The organism is Marinomonas spartinae (assembly GCF_900089775.1).
In the GTDB taxonomy this organism is placed as follows: Bacteria; Pseudomonadota; Gammaproteobacteria; order Pseudomonadales; family Marinomonadaceae; genus Marinomonas; species Marinomonas spartinae.
The window spans coordinates 64,917-85,700 of record NZ_FLOB01000015.1; the positions used below are offsets into that span (position 1 = coordinate 64,917).

The 20,784-nt window shown below is 43.7% G+C and carries 17 protein-coding genes; 5 read left to right on the forward strand and 12 right to left on the reverse strand.

From position 1 onward, the window contains the following. Nucleotides 1-27: 27 nt before the first annotated feature. Nucleotides 28-1,467, forward strand: a complete 1,440-nt coding sequence (gene modF, locus MSP8886_RS19440; protein WP_067019897.1) for a molybdate ABC transporter ATP-binding protein ModF — start codon at nucleotides 28-30, stop codon at nucleotides 1,465-1,467. 122 nt (nucleotides 1,468-1,589) lie between these two features. On the opposite strand, the gene MSP8886_RS19445 is transcribed toward modF, so the two are convergent. The 3 genes from MSP8886_RS19445 to MSP8886_RS19455 form a co-directional block, all read right to left on the reverse strand. Further along, nucleotides 1,590-1,805, reverse strand: a complete 216-nt coding sequence (locus MSP8886_RS19445) for a hypothetical protein (RefSeq protein ID WP_067019901.1) — start codon at nucleotides 1,803-1,805, stop codon at nucleotides 1,590-1,592. Continuing rightward, complete coding sequence (locus MSP8886_RS19450; protein ID WP_067019904.1) at nucleotides 1,805-2,260, reverse strand: Tse2 family ADP-ribosyltransferase toxin; 456 nt, start codon at nucleotides 2,258-2,260, stop codon at nucleotides 1,805-1,807. The genes MSP8886_RS19445 and MSP8886_RS19450 overlap by 1 nt, the downstream gene beginning before the upstream one ends. A 112-nt stretch (nucleotides 2,261-2,372) precedes the next feature. Beyond that, on the reverse strand, nucleotides 2,373-2,561 hold the full coding sequence (locus MSP8886_RS19455) for a type II toxin-antitoxin system Phd/YefM family antitoxin (protein ID WP_442399533.1): 189 nt from the start codon (nucleotides 2,559-2,561) through the stop codon (nucleotides 2,373-2,375). A gap of 322 nt (nucleotides 2,562-2,883) precedes the next feature. Here MSP8886_RS19455 and ileS point away from each other — a divergent pair, with 322 nt between their 5' ends. Further along, a complete protein-coding gene (gene ileS, locus MSP8886_RS19460; RefSeq protein WP_067019907.1) occupies nucleotides 2,884-6,057 on the forward strand; it encodes an isoleucine--tRNA ligase in 3,174 nt (1,057 codons plus the stop codon). 171 nt (nucleotides 6,058-6,228) lie between these two features. Here ileS and MSP8886_RS19465 read toward each other — a convergent pair whose 3' ends face one another. After that, nucleotides 6,229-8,058: a M4 family metallopeptidase gene (locus tag MSP8886_RS19465; RefSeq protein WP_067019911.1), complete on the reverse strand. Its 1,830-nt coding sequence runs from the start codon at nucleotides 8,056-8,058 to the stop codon at nucleotides 6,229-6,231. A 671-nt stretch (nucleotides 8,059-8,729) separates the two neighbouring features. On the opposite strand from MSP8886_RS19465, the gene aphA reads away from it, so the two are divergent. Continuing rightward, the gene (aphA, locus tag MSP8886_RS19470; protein ID WP_083201058.1) at nucleotides 8,730-9,440 is read left to right on the forward strand and encodes an acid phosphatase AphA; all 711 of its coding nucleotides are present in this window, start codon (nucleotides 8,730-8,732) and stop codon (nucleotides 9,438-9,440) included. A 103-nt stretch (nucleotides 9,441-9,543) separates the two neighbouring features. Here aphA and MSP8886_RS19475 read toward each other — a convergent pair whose 3' ends face one another. After that, nucleotides 9,544-9,969: a VOC family protein gene (locus MSP8886_RS19475; RefSeq protein WP_067019917.1), complete on the reverse strand. Its 426-nt coding sequence runs from the start codon at nucleotides 9,967-9,969 to the stop codon at nucleotides 9,544-9,546. Nucleotides 9,970-10,132: 163 nt separating this feature from the next. Here MSP8886_RS19475 and soxR point away from each other — a divergent pair, with 163 nt between their 5' ends. Continuing rightward, nucleotides 10,133-10,585, forward strand: coding sequence for a redox-sensitive transcriptional activator SoxR (gene soxR, locus MSP8886_RS19480; RefSeq protein ID WP_067019920.1), 453 nt, complete (start codon nucleotides 10,133-10,135; stop codon nucleotides 10,583-10,585). Between the two features lie 18 nt (nucleotides 10,586-10,603). Here the strand turns inward: soxR and MSP8886_RS19485 are convergent, their stop codons facing one another. From MSP8886_RS19485 to MSP8886_RS19515, 7 genes are all read right to left on the reverse strand, one after another. After that, nucleotides 10,604-11,278, reverse strand: coding sequence for a TetR/AcrR family transcriptional regulator (locus MSP8886_RS19485; RefSeq protein ID WP_067019923.1), 675 nt, complete (start codon nucleotides 11,276-11,278; stop codon nucleotides 10,604-10,606). A 218-nt stretch (nucleotides 11,279-11,496) separates the two neighbouring features. Next, nucleotides 11,497-13,134, reverse strand: coding sequence for a GMC family oxidoreductase (locus tag MSP8886_RS19490; RefSeq protein WP_067019926.1), 1,638 nt, complete (start codon nucleotides 13,132-13,134; stop codon nucleotides 11,497-11,499). Nucleotides 13,135-13,140: 6 nt separating this feature from the next. Further along, complete coding sequence (locus tag MSP8886_RS19495; protein WP_175365325.1) at nucleotides 13,141-14,367, reverse strand: MFS transporter; 1,227 nt, start codon at nucleotides 14,365-14,367, stop codon at nucleotides 13,141-13,143. 101 nt (nucleotides 14,368-14,468) lie between these two features. After that, nucleotides 14,469-15,773, reverse strand: coding sequence for a C-glycoside deglycosidase beta subunit domain-containing protein (locus MSP8886_RS19500; protein WP_067019932.1), 1,305 nt, complete (start codon nucleotides 15,771-15,773; stop codon nucleotides 14,469-14,471). Between the two features lie 232 nt (nucleotides 15,774-16,005). Further along, nucleotides 16,006-17,139, reverse strand: coding sequence for a Gfo/Idh/MocA family protein (locus tag MSP8886_RS19505; RefSeq protein WP_175365326.1), 1,134 nt, complete (start codon nucleotides 17,137-17,139; stop codon nucleotides 16,006-16,008). Between the two features lie 4 nt (nucleotides 17,140-17,143). Next, nucleotides 17,144-18,199 (reverse strand): sugar phosphate isomerase/epimerase family protein, encoded by a 1,056-nt coding sequence (locus MSP8886_RS19510; RefSeq protein ID WP_067019935.1) that lies wholly within the window; start codon nucleotides 18,197-18,199, stop codon nucleotides 17,144-17,146. A 269-nt stretch (nucleotides 18,200-18,468) separates the two neighbouring features. Beyond that, on the reverse strand, nucleotides 18,469-19,374 hold the full coding sequence (locus tag MSP8886_RS19515) for a LysR family transcriptional regulator (RefSeq protein ID WP_067019938.1): 906 nt from the start codon (nucleotides 19,372-19,374) through the stop codon (nucleotides 18,469-18,471). 249 nt (nucleotides 19,375-19,623) lie between these two features. Between MSP8886_RS19515 and MSP8886_RS19520 the strand changes: the two genes are divergently transcribed. Continuing rightward, nucleotides 19,624-20,784 (forward strand): alpha/beta hydrolase family protein, encoded by a 1,161-nt coding sequence (locus tag MSP8886_RS19520; protein WP_067019941.1) that lies wholly within the window; start codon nucleotides 19,624-19,626, stop codon nucleotides 20,782-20,784.

The following is a 20,784-nucleotide window of genomic DNA, read 5'->3' on the forward strand; positions in this document are numbered from 1 at the left end:
GTTCTCAACAAAACATTAGGAAATACCATGGGCAGCATCCGCTTAGATAATATTCTCTTCAACAAGGTAACGGTGAACTTTGATGATCGCTTTACGCTAAGCGAGATTAACTGGACCATTGAGCCTGACCAGCACTGGGTAATTACCGGTACAAACGGCGCGGGTAAATCGGCCTTGGCGGCCGTGCTTGCAGGCGTTGGTGAGATTGAAAATGGCACGATAACAGGCCTTCCGCAAAATGTGGGGTTGGTGTCTTTTGAAGCCCAAGCCGAACTGATTGCCAAAGAACTAAAAAAAGACGACGCCGACATCATGGACGTGATTTCCCTCGGGACGCCCGTTCATGAAATGATTTTCGATAACTGCCAAGATCCAGAACTGGCCCAAGCACTGGTAGAAAAGTTCGGTTTAAGCCAATTGCTTGACCGTGCCTTCCGTAAACTCTCCACAGGCGAAACGCGCAAAGTCATGCTGATTCGCGCTTTGTCCAGCAAACCAGATGTATTAATTCTCGATGAACCCTTCGACGGCTTAGACGCCAATACGCTTACCATGCTACAAAAACATTTGGCAAGCATAGTCGATACCACCCCCATGATCATGGTGCTTAACCGATTTGATGAAATGCCAGATTTTATCACCCACATTGCGTATGTAGACAATGGCAAGCTGGCTCTAACAGTAGATAAAAAAGACGAAAATGCTTTTAACGAGTTGTATCAATTACTGCATCTGAAAACCACAGATCTAAGTGTGCCAGACGCCGACCCAGCGAATAAACTGCCAGCACTCGATCCAAACCAGCCACTGGTCAGACTCAAGCAAGCCACCATCAAATACGGCGATACTGTGATTGTCGATAAACTAGATTGGACCATAGAACAAGGGCAACATTGGCAACTCAGCGGCCCCAATGGCAGCGGCAAAACGGGCGTCTTGTCATTGATTACCGGCGATCATCCGCAATGCTATACCAACGATATTTTCGTCTTTGGTTTTCAACGCGGCAACGGCGAAAGCATCTGGCAGATCAAACAATTTATCGGCTACGTTTCCACGGCACTACAGTGGGAGTACCGCGTCAGCACCAGCTGCAAAAACGTCATTATTTCCGGCTTCTATGACAGCATCGGCATGTACAGCAAATCCACCGATAACCAAAAGAAAATCGCCGACCAATGGCTTGCACTGCTAGGCATGGAAGACCGCGCTGACCACCCCTTTAACAAACTCTCCTACGGCGACCAGCGTTTATTACTCATCGCCCGCGCCATGGTGAAACACCCACCATTATTGATCCTAGACGAACCTTGCCTTGGTCTAGACGACATGAACCGCCAGCTCGTCCTCGCACTAATCGAAAAAATCTGCGAAGGAAAAGAAACCACGGTTCTCTACGTCAACCACCACGCGGAAGACCAGATCAAAGGGATAGAGAACTACTTGGGGTTGAAGAAAAACAACTAGGCTTTTCGACTTTCAGAAACGACAAAAGCCAACTGAATGAGTTGGCTTTTCATCAAAAAATTTTATCAAAATTAAAAAATATGTTTTATATTTCCGACTAGAAATGTATTAAGTCGACAGTTTTAAATTTTAAAATGCTTTTCTAACCGGCTCATTAGCTGTGGATTTTTCGAAATTTCTTCCTGCAAATATTCCTTACATTCAAAAATTTGCATCAACCACTCTTCTACATCCTCAACATCCGTAACTGTTTCACTATTTCTTAAAGTATCATTAAACTTTATTGCATCATTCATAGCACACAAAATAGTTGCTAACCAATCATCTTTTATTTGCATTAAGCCACCTCATCTTTTTCAATCATACTCGCTAATTGATTAAGTAACATTTTAAAGCGTACAAGAGGCATATCCATTTCAGGAGCTATAGTATGATGAGTAGCTTTAAATACAGGGTTATAAGAATCTCTCACAATGACCAGCCCCTTAGGTAACAAGGAACCTGCAGGTAACTTATAGTACTCCCACTGTCCTTTAAAAGTATTTGGCCTATCAAAGGTACTAATTCCTCTTGGCCTATCTCTAACAAAAACCCTATCATTCTCTATAGTAATATCAGGTTTTCTTGGAGCACCTCTTTTTCTTTCAATTTCAGTCTCAACCAAATTGAACAATGGCTCATTACTTTTTACTTTCTTTGCCCTCCACAAGTCTACTGGTATTTTTCTACCAAAAAAACGATCAATACTTCCTGACTCTAATAATATATCTTCTAAAAGTTCTACATTATCCATACTCTTCCCTTTTTACTTTAATGTAAATTGAATATTTTTTTAAGAAATTTCTGCTGTAGCGTCGCCCCAAGTTTTTGCCATTCTTTACAGAGCACTCTTTTTGAATTCGAGTTTATAAGTCAGTGATGCTGACTGGGATACTTTCTTCATTGGCGCGTTCCTTCACGAGTGCTATCAGTTCCATATCTTCCAATTTATCCATTAAGGCTTCATACGCTTCGGCAGGGACACAGTAGAACGCAGGTTCATTGCGATTTAATACCGCAACCGCTTTACCGTGTGCGCTGGCGGCAACTTTCATCGGGTTGGCTTAAACTCTGTAATACTGGCAGCCACGTCGGAAAGGATTCTAGAAGTCATTTTAAAGCACCTTTAATCGACCTAATAAAAGGTCATCTTAATTTGCGACTGATCATTTATCAAGCAAACAGATGCTGAATATCCCTTGACGACTCCTCTCTGCAAAGGTAAAAATAGAGCTATGAAAAACGTATCCCTTACTCAACAACGAATTATTATCATCATTCCTAGGAGTGGTGGGTTCGTTGTTGAGTAAATAAAGCAAACCCGCCCAAGAGGCGGGTTTCTTTTTTCGGCTTCTTGGGTGTTAACAGGAAGCCGATATGCGCACTCAAGACTCCCCTTCGCATTTAGCCCCCGAGGCGAATAATCCCTCTACATCCGAGCGTTTTTCGTTCGTTGATGCCGAACAGGCTGTATTGACATTTTGGCAGGATAAACAGATTTTTAAGCGTTCTCTTGCCGCGTCGAAAAATAAACCCGACTATGTGTTTTACGATGGGCCGCCGTTTGCAACGGGGTTGCCCCATCATGGTCATCTAGTGGCATCAACCATCAAAGACATCATCCCGCGTTACTTTACGATGAAAGGATTCCATGTAGAACGCCGTTTTGGTTGGGATTGTCATGGTTTGCCCATCGAGCATGAAATCGATAAATCCCTTGGCATGTCCGCCAAAGAAGCGGTTGAATCGCTGGGTATCGCCCGTTACAACGGGGCATGCCGTGGCATTGTTCAGCGTTATGCCAGCGAGTGGGAAAAGACCATCACGCGCCTTGGCCGCTGGGTAGATTTTGACAACGATTATCGCACCATGGAGCCTTGGTACATGGAATCCGTTTGGTGGGTCTTTAAACAGTTGTGGGATAAAGGGCTCGTCTACCAAGGCGACAAGGTCATTGCCTACTCCACTGAGCTGGAAACCGTATTATCTAACTTTGAAGCCAGCTCTAACTACAAGGAAGTTCAAGATCCTGCGGTCACAGTGTTGTTTAAACTCGTAGAGGAAGACACCTATTTTGCAGCATGGACGACGACTCCTTGGACATTGCCTTCAAACCTTGCCCTGTGCGTTGGCCCAGACATTCCTTATGTCAAAGTGCATGATGCCTCTATCAACAAAACTCTTTGGCTTGCCGAGACGCAACTAGAGTCTATGAGCAAAGGCCGTGATATAGAGGTACTCGATAAAGCTCTAGGAGCGGAATTGAGTGGTAAACACTATGAGCCGCTTTTCCCGTATTTTAGCCACTTGAATGAGTCCAGCGCTTTCCAAGTATTTGCCGATGATTTTGTCTCAACTGGCAGTGGTACAGGCATTGTCCACATGGCCCCCGCCTTTGGCGAAGACGATAACCGCGTCTGCAAAGCCAATGGTCTACACGCCTCTGTTTGCCCTTTGGACAGTCGTGGCCGCTTCACCCATGAAGTGACAGACTTCGAAAGCTTGTATGTGAAAGACGCGGATAAAGCCATCCTGCAAACATTAAAAGCGCGTGATCTTTTGTACCGTCAGGAAACCATCACCCATAGTTATCCTTTTTGCCCTCGCTCCGATACGCCCATCATCTATCGCTCTGTGCCCTCTTGGTACATCAAGGTAGAGCAGATGCGTGCCGAGCTACAAGCCAACAATGAACAGATCAATTGGGTGCCAGAGCATATCCAACAAGGCCGAATGGGAAAATGGTTAGAAGGGGCGATCGATTGGTCGGTATCGCGTAACCGCTATTGGGGCACTCCGCTGCCAATCTGGGTAAACGATACAACAGGAAAACACTTATGCCTTGGCTCTATAGAAGAGTTAAAAAACTACACCGGCGTCACTGTCGACGATTTGCATCGCGATCATGTTGATGAACTGACTTTCTCCCTTCCAGAGGAGCCAGGCACCTATCGACGCATTGCGGAAGTATTCGACTGCTGGTTTGAGTCCGGTGCCATGCCTTATGCACAAGTGCACTACCCCTTTGAAAATAAAGAGCAATTTGAGCAAAACTTCCCTGCTGCGTTTATCGCAGAAGGAGTGGATCAAACACGAGGCTGGTTTTACACCTTACAAGTTCTCAGCCAATGTTTGTTTGGGCGACCAGCGTTTAAAAACGTTATCGTCAATGGCATTGTGATGGCAGAAGATGGCAAGAAAATGTCCAAACGCCTCAAAAACTATACTCCCCCTGATACTCTGATGGAGCATTACGGAGCGGATGCTTTGCGTCTCTATTTGATCAACTCAGGCTTGGTAAAGGCGGAAGAGCAACGCTTTTCTGATGCTGGCGTACAAGATATGGTGCGTCAGGTCTTGTTGCCTTGGCTCAATGGTTTTCGCTTCTTCTCGACTTACGCCGAGATCGACCAATGGCAAGACACTGGATCGGACAACCCCTCTGATAACATCTTGGATCAGTGGATATTGTCTCGCCTGCAAACCTTAACAACCAAGGTCAATCAGGAGATGCAAGCCTACCATCTCTACAACGTGGTGCCTGCGCTCTTTGAGTTTATCGAAGATCTCACCAATGGCTATATCCGTTTGAATCGAGCCTGCTTTTGGCAAAAAGAAATGAATGAAGACAAACAACAGGCTTATGACACTTTGTACTCTTGTTTGGATACATTTGGTACGTTAATGGCACCTTTTACGCCCTTCCTTGCGGAGCATCTATACCAAGAGCTGCTGCCTTTTTCCGCTAACGATAGGCCAGAGTCTGTGCATTTGTGTGACTACCCCACAGCGAATACGGCATTAAAACACGAAGACTTAGAAGCCAGTGTCGCTCGTGTTCAGCATATCTTGGTAATGGGTCGTCAACTGCGTAACGATTTGAAAATTAAACTAAAAACCCCGCTCAAATCGCTGACCGTATTGCATAAAGAGGCTCAGGTACTAAACGATATCGCCCGTTTGACGGATTACATTCAAACCGAGTTGAACATCAAAGACGTACTCTTTAGCCAACAAGAGAATGACTTCATCGATTTCTACGCGAAAGCGAATTTCCCAGTTTTGGGCAAACGCCTTGGCAAGCAGATGAAATACTATGCTGCACGCATTGCGCAACTCAATGAGCAAGAGCTGGAGCATTTAGAAACCCAAGGGCAAATCGAGGTGGACGGGCAAGTATTTAACCAAGAGGAGATTCACGTCTATCGTCAGGCCAAAGCAGGTACACACACCACATCCAACCGTTTTGTGTCGATCAGCATCGACCCAGAACTGACAGAAGAACTGGTGGCAGAAGGCGCCATGCGAGAGATTGTCAGCCATATTCAGAAAATGCGTAAACAACAGGGCTACAAGGTATTGGATCGTATCGACATTAGCATTGAAGCGAGTGACGAACTGGCTCATTGGTGTCAGCAATACCTTGAGTACATTAAGACAGACACCTTGGCAGATAAACTGCATTTTACGAATTTATCTGAGACGATTCCCCCCTTAGTGACGGATCTGGGCATGGTTAAAGTCATGGTTGATTTAAGCAATCAACAATAATTATATCAATCTGTGGGCTCTCCTTCTTGTCAGAGAGGTCCATGAAGCTCCCTTCCCATGTTGCCATAAGTCAGTTCTGCTGATGGCAATATATCCTTGAGTAGGGCATGTAACCATAAAAAAGCGCACGATGATGTGCGCTTTTAAAATTGGTTGCTATCGGTTAAATCACTAGTTTAGGCTGAGTGTAATACCAGAGTAACTGCGATAACCATTTAACATAATATAGTAGGTTGTATTTGGGCGAGTAATGATGGTACAGCGTTCGGTGTTGCCATTTTTGTAGGGACGACAATCGTATGACGATTTCGTAGGTTTTTGACCGGCTTTAACATACAGATCCGCATCCCCTGTTCCACCAGACATTCTTATGGTTGATCTCGATGTTCTATCCACGGTGAAAGTAAAATACGTTTGAGATCCTTTTCCCCCTGACAAGTTGGTTTTAGGCTCTCCTTTTTTTAGAACTGATTCTGGCGTTGATCCAGTACCACATGACGCATTTACACTTACTGTTTTAAAGGCAGATTCAACATCAGCAACGGAATAGCCTAAGTCCTTCGCAGCTTTTGCAACACCACACGCTCCTTGATCAAAGGTACTATTTGCCGTCCAATACAATTGGTTTGCAACCGCAAACACTTCAAACCCTTTACGAGGGTTCCAGCCAGATTTCGTTGCTAGCAAATAATAAGCACGGTTGTAGACACCACTTGAGTTATGAACATCAAGACTATCATTGTATTGTGAAGCGCTATCGATAGATCGGCCATCTAGTGAAGGCTGATAAAAATAACGCAGTCCACCAGATGATTTGATGATATCTGCACCAACAAGCCAGTCGACCTTACCTCTGGTGTAGTATTCTGCTGCTTCCCCTGCGATATCCGAAAACGCTTCGTTCATTCCGCCGGACATACCTTCATAAATAAGCCCAGAGTTTTGCTCAGTAAAACCATGGCTCACTTCATGAGCACTGACATTAATATCAACCAGTGGATAGAACCTATTCTTTCCGTCACCAAAGCTCATTGACGTACCATTCCAGAAAGCATTTTCATAATTACTACCGTAATGCACACGCATGGTCAGCTTAAATGTAAGGGGGGAAGTGTTAAGCCAGTCTTTGTACATGTCAAAAATAACTTGACCGAAGTAATGGGCATCATTGAGTGGAGAATAAGCGCCATTAATCGCTTTGTAGTCGTTATAGTTTCGAGAGTCAGTACACTTATAACTGTACGGAGTACTGCCAGATTCCCTCCCATTAAGATCGACTGTTTTAACCACGCTATTATCCATCGTACAGGTTGTCCCTGTTTTATCGATAGTAAATCCATCGTAGTCTGAACCATAAATATATTGACCTGTTTTCTCATTCCCTCCAGGTCCAGTACCCTTTTCCTCTATATGGTTTAGCCCTTCCCACGTTTTCAACACTTTTCCTGTGGTGGCATCAATGAAAAAGAATGGACGCGCTGGCGTGTTTGTGGCAACAAAAAAGTTAACCATATAAACCAGCTGGGCTTGGTTGTTTTCATCAAGACGAACCATTAGCTTAGCATTTTCGTTTTCTGTTTTAGTGTCACTAGCCACTAATTTGTTTTTGCCCTCATAGCTGGATTTTGCAAGACTAATAGCTTTCTTCTTATCAAAAGCTGGCTGAAGGATAGATATATCATTGGCAATCCCTTGTGCCATAACCCCATAGACGTCATTACTTCCAGATTGAGATTCTGAGGCCACCACAGAGGTATTGAAAACGGGAAGACCATAATGCGTTTGTTGATAGCGGATTTTGACTTTTCCGTTGGGTAGCGTTACGCGTTTTACGGCTTTGAATCCAGTTTCGACTGGAGCAATACTGCGGGACTGAGCTTGCAGTGACTGTTCAAGTAACCCCCTATCTTGAACTGTTACCATTTCTGCTGCGGAAACAGGAAAAGCAGCCGCAATACCAATAGCCAAAAACCAATTTTTGTGTCGTTGTGTTTTATTCATTTCTCATTCCTTGAGAGTATTCCTTAATTGTTAATATCTAGTACGCCAGCTATTAACTCCAAATGCGAGGTCTCGCACTAACAACATTCTATGACATTTCAGAAACAATCTAGTAGAGAAGAGAAAAGGCTAATGCACACATGCCATTTAAATGAATACATATTCATTTAAATGGCATCAACAAAACACTCAAATAAATATCAAAAAAAGAGAAAATAGTGCCAAAACATCAATAAGTTACAAAATAGCCTCCCATCATTTTAAAGCATGTAAACATCAAAATATTATCTATAGGCATTTTTCATCTTCATAAAATACGCCTACATCATTAAAAATAAACACATTAAAGCAATGAAAAAATACATTTATTCTAAGTGTTCTGTATACATCCACACAAACACCTAAACCTGCTGTCTTAATAAGCCACCTACTTTTGCTCTTTAATGAATCAAAACAAGATCATAGAAAGTCACATTTTTTATCTATAGAATAAAAGCCATTAGAGACCCTTTGTAGGACATCACGAGCAAAGCCTAGACGAAGCAAAATAGACGAAAAAGCAAAGTTTATGCTCCATAAATACGTGTTTTGAGTCTATTTTTAATACGCTATTGGCATACGCAGCAGTCATGCAAAAGTCCCTATTATGACAATAACGCTGAGGGAACACTGTGAACCATACTTTACGCTCAATGACTTTAGTACTGACTTGTATAGCTAGTCTATCGGCTAATGCCGACCCGAAAACACCAGGCACTCATAAGGGCTATTCCACCATTGATATGACCACTGCCGGCATGCCAAAGGATGTGAAAATGATTTCTGTTGCGGATCTCAAACAAGAGTTCCAAGGCAAAGCGCCTTTTGCCGTTGGCTTTGATATTGATGATACAACCTTGTTTAGCTCTCCCGTGTTTTACCGTGGCCAACAAGAATTCTCACCAAATAGTTACTCTTATTTAAGCAATCAAAAGTTTTGGGATAAGGCGAACTGTGGATGGGACAAATTCAGTATGCCCAAACACATTGCAAAAGAGTTAATTGCCATGCACCAGCAACGTGGTGATAGCATCTACTTTATTACGGGTCGCACTGGCTCTAAGTGTCATTTTACGACAGAGTATTTGAAAAAGACCTTTGATATCAAAAATATGCACAATGTCATTTTTGCAGGGTCTAGCCGCACGGAATACACAAAAACGAAATACATAAAACAGCATGATATCAAGATTTATTATGGTGATGCCGATGGCGATATCATTTCGGCACGTAATGCAGGCGCGGAAGGAATTCGTGTTATGCGTGCAGCCAACTCTAGCTATAAACCGATTCCAAAGAATGGAATCTATGGCGAGCGAGTCCTAAAAGACTCCCAATACTAGGCACTCGACTTCCTTAACTATAGGTATTTAAAAGCCGCAAACTATTTGTCTTGCGGCTTTCTATTTTCTTTAATGCATTCGTATCAAAGCAGATCAAAGTCCTCTATTCCAGATCATGACAGTTGTTACGCTCTTCAGGCAAGTCAGATAAATACTCAACAAACTCCACTTCATAGCCAGATGGGTCGATAAAATAGACATTTTTCCGGTGTGGATTTTCTGGCCCTCTGTGCGACTCCTGAAAGCCCGCCAGCCTTATACGATTGATAACAGCCTCTAGATTATTAGTGACATAAGCAAAGTGAGCCAATCCAACTCGATGATCTTTAAGGTCGCGATTTTCTCCAGCACCATTATCGTTAAAGGTAAGAAATTGATAATCATCACCAAAATGCACCCAATTGCGCTGGACACCATACCAATCCGATGTGCCTTGGGCACGAATTCGCCAATGAGGAAATACGGCTTTGTAAAAGGTTAGCGTTGCATCCATGTCCTTCACGACTAAGTTAAGATGTTCCAGTCTCATACTTTTTCTCCTTAATTACCTTGTAGGGTTGAAATAAACAAAGGCAAAAACACACCGTAGCAGCCTTCTGTGTTGCAGTGTCTTCACTATAGAACCTCAAGTTATATTGAGGTAAAGTGTTTTTTAGACTTTTCCCTATTTATTTTTTAAGACTGGAAAGATTATGAAAAAAGAGGAACTAACCGTAGGCTACATGGCAAAACGCTGCGGTGTTAATGTCTCGACGCTACATTTTTATGAAGAAAAAGGCTTAATTAAAAGCTGGCGTAATCAGGGAAACCAGCGCCGTTATCATCGAGATACCTTACGCCGAATATCGGTTATCAAGGCCGCTCAGAAAATCGGTATCACACTAGATAACATTAAGCATGCCCTTGACTCACTACCGGAGAATAGAACACCGACAAAAGAAGATTGGCAGCTTCTCGCATCAAACTGGAATGAAGAATTAAACACCCGAATTGCATATCTAGAAAATCTTCGTGACTCACTAACAAGCTGTATTGGCTGCGGCTGCTTGTCCTTAACTCAGTGTCCCATCTACAATGACCAAGACAAACTCGCCACCGAAGGCACAGGCCCTATTCTCTTAGATCGAAAAGTATCCATGAAATAAAAGCGAGATAGATGGAGTTCAATAGCGTATGTCATTTTCTAAATAGGAAAGCGTCATGGCGCTCAGCTCTTCGATCAATTCATTCCAGTCTTGCTTGAGAGTCGAATCATCCTCTGTATCCAAACTCAAGTGTCGCGCTAAAGAGGCAAAAATAATTTGGAAAACCATACTCGCTTTTAGCGCAGCGTTGCCGGTAATTTCATCCTGAAAATTCAATACAGCATCGACACTTATCTTCATGGCTTTTCTCATTTTCTCATTACCAGAGCTGCTTGCTTGAGGGTCCATACCGGCACGACGCATCGCTAGCCGCATCAACAACGCATGGTCTTTTAATATGTCGGAATACGCTTTGACATAACGAGGCATGTAATCCGCTAAATTTGTACACTCTTCCAGTAACGAGTTAATGGCATCCTGCTCTTTTTCAGCCATTTTATGCATGCCCTGAAAAAGCAACTCCCTCACTAACTCGTCCTTATTTTTAAAGCGATAATAGATAGAGCCAATTGAAACCTTACCTATTACACTCACTTCTTGCAGCGTAAAATCGTCACTTCCTCTTTCCTGTAACAACCCCATTGCTGCATCAAACATTCTATTAAGTGAGGCTACACTTCTGCCTTGCTGGGGTTTTCGGACACAGGAAGCACTTTGCGCAAGCGTTGTTTCGAATTTCAAATTTTTAGACATAACGTTCTACTTAAATCTATCTCCTAAAATGAGGCGATAGAGACAAAAAAGTGACTCATTCTTTTTAAGAAAGAAATGAACCCAAGTACATACATACTTGGGTTCTCATAAATACACTGGCAACGATCCAAATGATCGTTTGAATGTTAAAGAAACAATATCAGACTTTCGACTAATATGCAGTTTTACCACACAAAGGCCAGAGACAGAATGAAAGTCTATTCTGACTCCCTATCCTCAAGAATCAACTCACTTGCTCTATAACCAAGCATCATCGCTGGCCCGTTAGTATTACCAGAAGGTGGCGTCGGCATAGAAGAGCAATCAACGACTCGTAACCCTTTAATACCATGCACTCTCAGTCTTGAATCTAATACAGAATCTTCAGGAGAGCCCATACGGCAAGTTCCAGTCGCATGCAGACCCGCACTGACTAACCAATTTAATGCTTGAGAGATCTGCTCGTCCGTTTGGCAATCATCCCCCGGTGACACCTCATGCTCAATGTATTTCGATAAGGCTGGCTGAGCAATAAATCGACGAATCAATTTTACTAGCTGAATATAGGTTTGCCGATCCTCTGCATCTCCCCACCAATTGGCATCGTTCAACGCAGGCACATTAATATCGGCTGACTCGATTGAAATGCTACCGCGGCTTTTAGGACGAAGATACATAGCGTTGACGGTCAATCCTGGTTTATCTTCAAGCGCACCTTGACCCGGATTCGCTTTCATCTCCTCAGATGAGCGCATAGAAAATGGCCCTATGCCAAATTGAACATCAGGCCAGTTTGGCTCTCCTTTCATAGAAATCAGTGCGGTCAACTCAGGCGAAGTATAGGCCATTTGACCTGTTCTGGTTAAATAGTACTGCAGTACATTTTTCGTCAAACGCCACCCGTCAAATTCAAAATTTGCTCCTTTGGCATTTTTCATACGAAAAGAAATAGACAACATGGCATGATCAACCAAGTGTCGACCAACGTTAGGGGAATCTTTTACCACCTCAACGCCTGCACGTTCCAATACATCAGCCGGGCCAATACCCGACACCTGTAACAACTTTGGACTTTGCATCACTCCCGCGCTGACAATCACTTCACGGTTAGCATACACGTCGAAGGTCTCATCATTTTGCTTACAACGAATCCCTGTGGCTTTGCATCCTTCCATTACAATACGCAGTACAGACGTATCCGTAATGACCGTCAAATTACTGCGCCCTAATGCAGGCTTCAAAAAAGCACGATAAGACGACGCTCTTCGACCACGGCGATCCACTGTTGCTTGGGTATAGCCAATGCCTTGAGTATTTGGCGTATTAATATCCTTCAATATTGGCAGGCCAAACTCCTGACCTGCTTTTAGTGTCGCATCCAACACAGGGGATCGATAAGGTAATTCCGTGATTTGTAACGGACCTTTTCTGCCGCGAGAGGGATCAGCATGATCATATTGATAGCTTTCCATTTCATTAAAACAACGGGATACGTCTTTCCATGACCATTCACTCAGCCCTAAGTCTCGCCATGAGTCATAATCGGCCTGCATACCTCGCAAGAACCACGTACCATTGGTTGAGCTGGAACCACCCAGCCCTCTGCCATAAACCCAGGTTTCATCAGCGGGTCTATCTTTTTGATTCTTAATAGGAAAGTAGGAAAAATACCCCGGTGTCCCCCACATTTTCAAAAAAGCACGTGGCATATTCACTAACTCGGAATGATTACGCCCGCCCGCTTCAACTAAAAGCACACTACTTTTTCCATCGGCACTGAGTCTATCAGCCAACACACAGCCAGAAGAACCTGCACCAACAATTATGTAATCAAAGTGTTTTGTCTGTAATGTCATAATGATTTATTGCCCCTTCTGAGCAGCATGAGATTTATTATTAACAGCATTCATTTTTTGGCTCTGAGCGAAAAAGAAACTCAGCAGAGCAAGCGCCATAGCAATAAAGCCAAAAACCACCATCGCCTTTTGCAAGTCATGGGCTTGCTCGACCATATTGACCAGCATTGGACACACGAAAGTGCCTGTGAAAAAAGCCGTTGCCCAAATCCCCATACCTCGGCTGCGCTGCTCAAAAGGTAAAATGGATTGTCCCCACGCTAATAAAGCAGGAATGACCATGCCAGCGCCCAGTTGTTGAATACAAGCACCAACGGAAACATAGATATAATGTGGGGCAAAGCCGATCACAATTTGACCAATCGCGATAAACAAACCTGCTAGAGCAAGTAAATTGCCAATGCTCCAGCGGAATAACCAACGATATAACATGGCTCCCAGAATATAAGGCAAGGTCGTTAAGGCTTGAATAACACCGATTGTAGAAAATGACTCAATACCCGCAGCAGATAAAATATTGGCTATATTTAAGGGTTCGACATAGTAAACAATGGAAGCAACAAAGGTCACACCACCGATTAAAAAGGCTATTTTGAAAGGAAAGCCAAGTGGTTGTATCGTACCACTTGATTCCGTATTGGATTTCAAAGGTTCATCAATGAATATCAGCGTCATAATAAAGCCAGGGATGGCAAGCAGATAAATAAAGAAAGGGCCTTTCCAACTGATATCGGCGAGAGCTCCGCCGGCGATGATTAATAAAGTACCCGCGATTGAAGTCGAGATACCAACCCAAGAGACCCAGCCATGGCGCCGCTCTCCAAAGTAATCCGCTATTAGGGTACTGGACACCGTAATAATAAAAGCTTCCGCGATCCCAAGCACTGCGCGACTCGCAACAATCATATCGAGCCGATCCACCAAAACAGGTACCAAACCAGCGATAGAATACACCGCCATTCCAGCAGTAAAACAGACACGTCGACCATAACGGTCTGATACGATGCCTGCTACAGGTGCAAAAATCGCTAAGAATAAAGATGGGATGGTGACAATCATGGGGATAAAAATGGCCGCATGCTCTATGCCGCCAAAATGCTGAAACAGTTTTGGAATCGCTGGAAATAAGCAGACGATTGCCATAACCGGTAATATTTGCGCGTAAAGCAGGGTAATGCCTTTTGCCGTTGTACCCCGGCCCCGACTAGCGCTGGATCGTGTGATGCCAAACATAGGTTTGATCTCCAAAATATTATTTTTGTTTTTTTGGTATGTAAAATACATTCTCTCAACGCGATACCGCGTCATGTTTTTGTCTTTTCACTCTCTGTTATTCAGTGATTATTTTGATTGAGCAATGAGCGTAATAGCGCATGCTGGCGACGAATTTGATCACGGCCGCGATACGATTCACGACGCCCTTCATATTCGCTCGATAACCAACCTGACCAATTGTTCGCCTCTAGGGTCTGAACAATGTCAGACCAAGGCACATGTAGATCATTAAGCTGATCATCCACTTCAAAAAATTTAGATTGGATAAAGTGAACATGTGGCAATATTTCGGCAAGGTCCGCCATTGGTACTTTAAGTGGCTCAAGGAATGGCGGTCTTTTTTGCCCAGGCTTGAGCTCAATGCCTTCATGACCATCATCACAAGGTGCTGTTTGGAAGATTCCAGTATCAACAATGAGTTTGAAGTGATCGGTTTTTGTTTCCTCAATAAAGTCGATATACCCTTGAGTAACAATGTGTTTGATCGGGGTTGGACTATGGATTTCAGGACAAATAACGATATTCAACTTATTCGCTAACTCCAGGGAACGCTCTACCGCTTCACGCCAAATGGGATGAGGCAAGAGATCAAGGGACGTCACACCAAACTTTGGACGAATAGAAGAAAAACCTAACTGTGACGCAATTTGAAGATCTTTCTGAATTTGTGCCACCCCTTCCGCTACAGTGAGGTCTCGATCTAGCCACATATTGGTATCAACCCAAGTGCCTAGGTTAGTTGGCTGCAACGTATATTGATCCAGCAATCGAAACCAATTATCCAGCCAAGTGCTAGAGATATTTGGATAACCTGGGATATCGCCCTCACTCAGCATCTCTAAACCGCTCGCGCCGATATCAGCCATGTCTGCCATGACATCTTCTAATGTCATCAAGGTATTGATATCGCCTGAATAACTGTAGGTGGATACGCCCAGTTTGATATTAGAGGCGGAATCATCCTTATCAACCACAACGACTTTTTTTGAAGTTTTAAAAGGGGAACGAGAAAATTGAGCAGGAATGTAAGGTCGACGAATAAAGACACAAACAAATAAGTCATGCACACCGCATTGAATGGGCTGTTCTACGGGCAAGGTAATGGTAGCTAATTCATCCAACTGCCAGCGAACGTCGACGCTCTGGCGTAGCTGTTCTAAACGATAAGTTTCCCCTTGCAAAGTCCACAGAGCACTATCAAACTCGTAGGAAAGGCCATCTAGCTTAATGTCGATGCCATCCACTAAACTCGCCTGCACTCCTCGATAATTTGGATTACGAATTTGAAATTGAAATCCAGGCTTGCCATTTGGCAAGGTCACATTTTTACAGCCACGAGACTGAATAATGGTTCTTTCTAACATGTTAGTTTCCTTGGGATGGCAATGATCATTGACCTCAATGGTTGGCCTAGGCCAACCCACCAAAAGCGTTACTTTTCAAAGGACAATGACACCATCACTTTATCGGTTAGTTATTTTAATTTTTCGACAGCGAAAATATTACTAGAATATAATTCTATTTTAGCAACAAAAAAGCAAGACCAAAAATAAAATATAATTCTATTTTTGAAATATTTTTAAATATAAGATCTCTTTAAGAAACCGAAACCCACTCACTGCCTTGCTTGCTAGATACCACGGTTGCAGTAATAAACTTCATACCATGCAGACCATCAAGCAAACTTGGAAGGACATCAGACTTTGTATTTTCCATAAGCTGTAGTGCAAATTCTCGATATAAATTAGCAAACGCCTCTAGATAACCTTCAGGATGACCTGAGGGAATACGTGACGCACTGCTCGCAGCTTGGCTTAAATACGCATTACCACGACGTAAGCTCTGACGAGGCAATCCGATAGGAGAGAAAGTCAACTCATTAGGCGATTCCTGAGACCATTCAAGCCCTGCTTTATCACCATATATTCTCAAGCGCAGACCATTTTCATTGCCTAGTGCCACTTGGCTGGCCCACAAATGACCTTTTGCACCATTGTTAAAACGAATCAAAATATTCGCCTCATCATCGAGCTGACGCCCCTCTCCCCAACTAGATAAGTCTGCCAATACTTGTTGAGCTTGAGTATCTGCAACAAAGCAGGCTAGCTGATAAGCATGGCTGCCGATGTCCCCAACACAGCCTGCAATACCCGCTTGGCTAGGATCCGATCGCCATGAGGCTTGTTTATTACCCTCTTTCTCTAGCGCAGAAGTTAACCAATCTTGGACATATTCCACCTGAATAGAACGAATGTAGCCCAACTGACCTTCTTTCACCATGGCCCGTGCCTCGCGCACCATAGGGTAGGCAGAATAGTTATGGGTCAATAAGAATTGCGCTTGGTAATGCTTGGCTTTCTCTAATAATTCTTCCGCTTGAACCAAGGTTGCCGTCAGGGGTTTATCGCAAATAACGTGAATACCTTTTGCCAAAAAGGCTGCGGCAATAGAAGCGTGGAGGTGATTTGGCGTCACGATAGACACAACTTCAATGCCATCTTCTCGTTTGCTTTCTTCCTCCGCCATTACCTCAAAATCCGTGTAATAACGAATAATACCTAGCGATTCGGCAGAGCGTTTTGCCTTTTCGCTCTGACTCGATAAAGCCCCAGCCAGCAGCTCATAATGATCATCAAGACGCGCAGCAAAACGATGCACTTCACCAATAAAAGCACCTTCACCGCCACCCACCATACCTAGACGTAAACGTCGTTTACTTACTTCAGACATCCTATTACTCCAATCCCAACATACGACGATTCGCTTTCGCATCCACACCGCTATCCGCAAAATCATCAAATGCTTTATCGGTCACGCGGATAATAAAATTTTGAATATGCTGCGCACCTTCGCGAGCACCATCTTCAGGGTGTTTCAAACAACATTCCCATTCCAATACCGCCCAACCCGCAAAATCATAAGCGGAGAGTTTAGAGAAAATGCCTTTGAAATCCACCTGGCCATCGCCAATGGAACGAAAACGCCCTGGACGGTCGACCCAATTTTGAAAACCACCGTAGACACCACATTTACCACTAAGATTCAATTCTGCATCTTTTACATGGAACATCTTGATGCGGTCGTGGTAATGATCAATAAAGGCCAAATAGTCCAAATGCTGTAACACAAAATGGCTTGGATCATAGAGGATATTAGCTCGTGGATGATGATCGACCTCATCGAGAAAACGCTCAAATGTCACGCCATCATGGAGATCTTCACCTGGATGAATCTCATAACACAAATCCACGCCGGCCTCATCAAACGCATCAAGAATCGGTGTCCAGCGTCGACCCAGCTCGGCAAATGCCTCTTCGACTAACCCCGCAGGACGCTGTGGCCAAGGGTAAAAGTAAGGCCATGCCAATGCACCGGAAAAGGTTGCATGAGCCGTCAAACCAAGACGCTTGGAGGCCTTGGCAGCCATTTTGAGTTGCTCAACCGCCCATGCTTGCCGAGCATCAGAGTTGCCTCTCACACTGGGGTCGGCAAAGCCATCAAATGCTTCATCGTACGCTGGGTGTACCGCTACCAATTGGCCTTGCAAATGGGTGGATAATTCAGAGATCACCACGCCATGTTGTGCTGCCGTCGCAATTAGCTCGTCACAATATTCTTGGCTGCTTGCGGCACGCTCCAAATCCATCAAACGTTTATCCCACGTTGGCACTTGTACCGCTTTGTAACCCAATGATGCCACCCAACCACAAATGGCATCAAAGTTATTGAAAGGGGCTTCATCGCCCACAAACTGGGCCAAAAAAATGGCCGGTCCTTTTATTGTCTGCATTTTATTTTTTATCCTTATACAAATGCCCTGATAAAAATTCAGTAAGTGAGTTTACGCTCAATCGCTGCTAAGTATAAAAAAACAGACACATACTCAGCCAAAAGAGCGCTTGCAAACCTCGCTATTCCTTACTGCTTTTTTCAGTGTGCCCGATTAAAATAATTAAATTAATTTTATTTTTTAAATATATTGATAAGTTTTTTAAATATAAAAAATATCCAAATATATTAATAACGTCATCACGAACCATCAAAAAGTGAACCGCTAGATTAAAGCCTTCTAGCGGCTTCTCTCATGAGTTCGCGTAACCAAATCATGCCTAAATCAGTATTTTGGTATCTACTCCACTGCATACTCTCTTGCAATGCGGGCAATTCGACTGGTGCCGCTAAACTGGTCAACTCTGCGCCTTGTGAAATGGCTTTTTTAATGAGCTTTTTCTGCACTGTGGCTATTCGGTTGGTTCCCTCAATTAAATTAGGGATACTGGAAAAACTATAAGTCAGTACTTCAACTTGTCGCTTTATGCCCATTTTTTCAAAGCAATAGCCTTCAAAAGAAAGGTCTGAATGAGGAGGTTGCATGCAAACATGACTAGAGACCAAAAAGCTTTCCCGTGTCAGCCCTTGTTGGGCAAGTGGGTTTTGATTCCACACAATACAAGCAAATTCATCCGTTAGCAGTGTTTCGCTGGGCTGATCCTCGGAACAAAAAACATCGGGTACAATCAGTAAATCCGCACTGCCTCTGTCTAATTCTTTTTTAGGGTCGCTAACCTGAGGCAAAAAATTCATTTTTACCTTACTGCCCTGCTCACTCGCCACTTCAAGCACATAGGGTATCAAGGTGTTTAAAATATAATCCGATACACAGATGCGAAACTCACGATCAGAGAGGGCTGGATCAAACCCAGGCTTCATCATGATTGAGGCATCGATTCTAATCAGTATATCCCGGATAGGATGCTCTAACTGCTCAGCCAAGGCCGTAAGCATCATATTACGCCCTACTTTCATCAGAATATCATCATTGAAATAAGCTCTAAGGCGCGATAAAGAATGACTCATCGCAGATTGACTCAAGTGCAATTCTTCCGCAGCTAAACTCACACTTTGCAGGCGAATCAAGGCATCTAAAGCAACCAATAAATTCAAATCTAATTTACGAAAATGCATGTTACTTCTTCTTATTGTTTTGTTTTTATCGTGATGAGTGATCTTAGCGACTCAAATACATCAACCTAGAAGTCAATTTTACTCATGTTGTATCGATGCCATCAATACATTATAGAAATAGAATCCATTTATAGTTTTATTTTTTTTTCAATACCATGATCCCCATCATAGCAAGGAAGTGGCGGACGAAAGCCGCAGCGTCCTGGCCCAATAACACCATGCTCACTATAAAAATAATTAGGAGTTCGTATGTTTCGCTTTTTTCCGACCAATTACGTTTGGGATTTGTCCATTAATCTTGCCCTAGAAATGGGAGCAAAAATTGGTGAAGTCCAAGAAATGTGTGGTCCTCTTAAAGAATTTGCTGACAAACCCGATGCCGCTGCCTCTATCGCCTTCCGGGAAAGCTGGTCAAAAATGGCAAATAAACTATGTGGCTTAGCCGAAGAAGATGAAGCCTTAGGACGCTTGTATTCCGCTGGCGATAAATATAACCGCGCCGCCATTTACTATCTTACAGCAGAGCGCTTGCAAGGGATTCATTCTGATGGTCGTGCGGCCCTGTACGATCGTTTTCAAACCACCTTTCATCGTGGTCTTCAACTTTCTGGAGAGGCATGTCAGCGAGTAGAAATTCCCTATGAAGGCAAACATCTTTCAGCCCTATTTGTTCCTGCCGACAATGCGACAGGCCCAATGCCTGTACTTGTTCAAGTCAATGGCTTGGATTCCACCAAAGAAATGAAATACCGCGTCGGTCTTCCTAAATGGTTAGCACAACGCGGTATCGCGTCTTTGATTGTTGACCAGCCAGGCACGGGTGAAGCCATTCGTTTACAAGGTTTTCACGCGGTATACAACGCAGAAGTGTGGGCATCAAAAGTGGTGGATTACCTAGAAACTCGGGACGATATCGATCCAACACGTATTGGCTGTGAAGGTGTGTCTCTTGGCGGCTACTACTGCCCACGCGCTGTGGCATTTGAACCTCGCTTTGCCTGTGGTGTGGTCTGGGGCGCAAACCATGACTGGCGCGATGTTCAGAAAAAGCGCCTAGAAAAAGAAGGCAGTTTTCCTGTCCCTCATTACTGGGAGCACGTGCAATGGGTGTGGGGCGCGAAGGATCGCGATGAATTCTTCAAGATTGCGGAAAACGTTCATTTGGATGGTGTGGTTGAAAAAATCAAGGTTCCTTTCTTGGTTACCCATGGCAGCAAAGATTCACAAATTCCCTTGCACTGGGCTGAACGTACCTATGAACAGCTGGTGAATTCTCCAAAACGCGAATTAAAAATTTTCACGGAGCGTGAAGGCGGTGTGCAACATTCTAGCTTTGACAATTCAGCCAATGCCGGAACCTACATTGCTGACTGGGTCGCAGAGAACTTAGGCGGCCGGACCAAAGCTTAA

Bases quoted from the DNA above. Each gene is read 5' to 3' on its own strand.
- soxR (WP_067019920.1), top strand. From the start codon at position 10,133: ATGAAAAAAGAGGAACTAACCGTAGGCTACATGGCAAAACGCTGCGGT.
- MSP8886_RS19510 (WP_067019935.1), bottom strand. From the start codon at position 18,199: ATGCAGACAATAAAAGGACCGGCCATTTTTTTGGCCCAGTTTGTGGGC.
- MSP8886_RS19455 (WP_442399533.1), bottom strand. From the start codon at position 2,561: ATGAAAGTTGCCGCCAGCGCACACGGTAAAGCGGTTGCGGTATTAAAT.
- MSP8886_RS19500 (WP_067019932.1), bottom strand. From the start codon at position 15,773: ATGTTAGAAAGAACCATTATTCAGTCTCGTGGCTGTAAAAATGTGACC.
- MSP8886_RS19490 (WP_067019926.1), bottom strand. From the start codon at position 13,134: ATGACATTACAGACAAAACACTTTGATTACATAATTGTTGGTGCAGGT.
- MSP8886_RS19450 (WP_067019904.1), bottom strand. From the start codon at position 2,260: ATGGATAATGTAGAACTTTTAGAAGATATATTATTAGAGTCAGGAAGT.
- MSP8886_RS19495 (WP_175365325.1), bottom strand. From the start codon at position 14,367: ATGTTTGGCATCACACGATCCAGCGCTAGTCGGGGCCGGGGTACAACG.
- MSP8886_RS19505 (WP_175365326.1), bottom strand. From the start codon at position 17,139: ATGTCTGAAGTAAGTAAACGACGTTTACGTCTAGGTATGGTGGGTGGC.
- MSP8886_RS19515 (WP_067019938.1), bottom strand. From the start codon at position 19,374: ATGCATTTTCGTAAATTAGATTTGAATTTATTGGTTGCTTTAGATGCC.
- modF (WP_067019897.1), top strand. From the start codon at position 28: ATGGGCAGCATCCGCTTAGATAATATTCTCTTCAACAAGGTAACGGTG.
- MSP8886_RS19485 (WP_067019923.1), bottom strand. From the start codon at position 11,278: ATGTCTAAAAATTTGAAATTCGAAACAACGCTTGCGCAAAGTGCTTCC.
- MSP8886_RS19475 (WP_067019917.1), bottom strand. From the start codon at position 9,969: ATGAGACTGGAACATCTTAACTTAGTCGTGAAGGACATGGATGCAACG.
- ileS (WP_067019907.1), top strand. From the start codon at position 2,884: ATGCGCACTCAAGACTCCCCTTCGCATTTAGCCCCCGAGGCGAATAAT.
- MSP8886_RS19520 (WP_067019941.1), top strand. From the start codon at position 19,624: ATGTTTCGCTTTTTTCCGACCAATTACGTTTGGGATTTGTCCATTAAT.
- MSP8886_RS19465 (WP_067019911.1), bottom strand. From the start codon at position 8,058: ATGAATAAAACACAACGACACAAAAATTGGTTTTTGGCTATTGGTATT.
- MSP8886_RS19445 (WP_067019901.1), bottom strand. From the start codon at position 1,805: ATGCAAATAAAAGATGATTGGTTAGCAACTATTTTGTGTGCTATGAAT.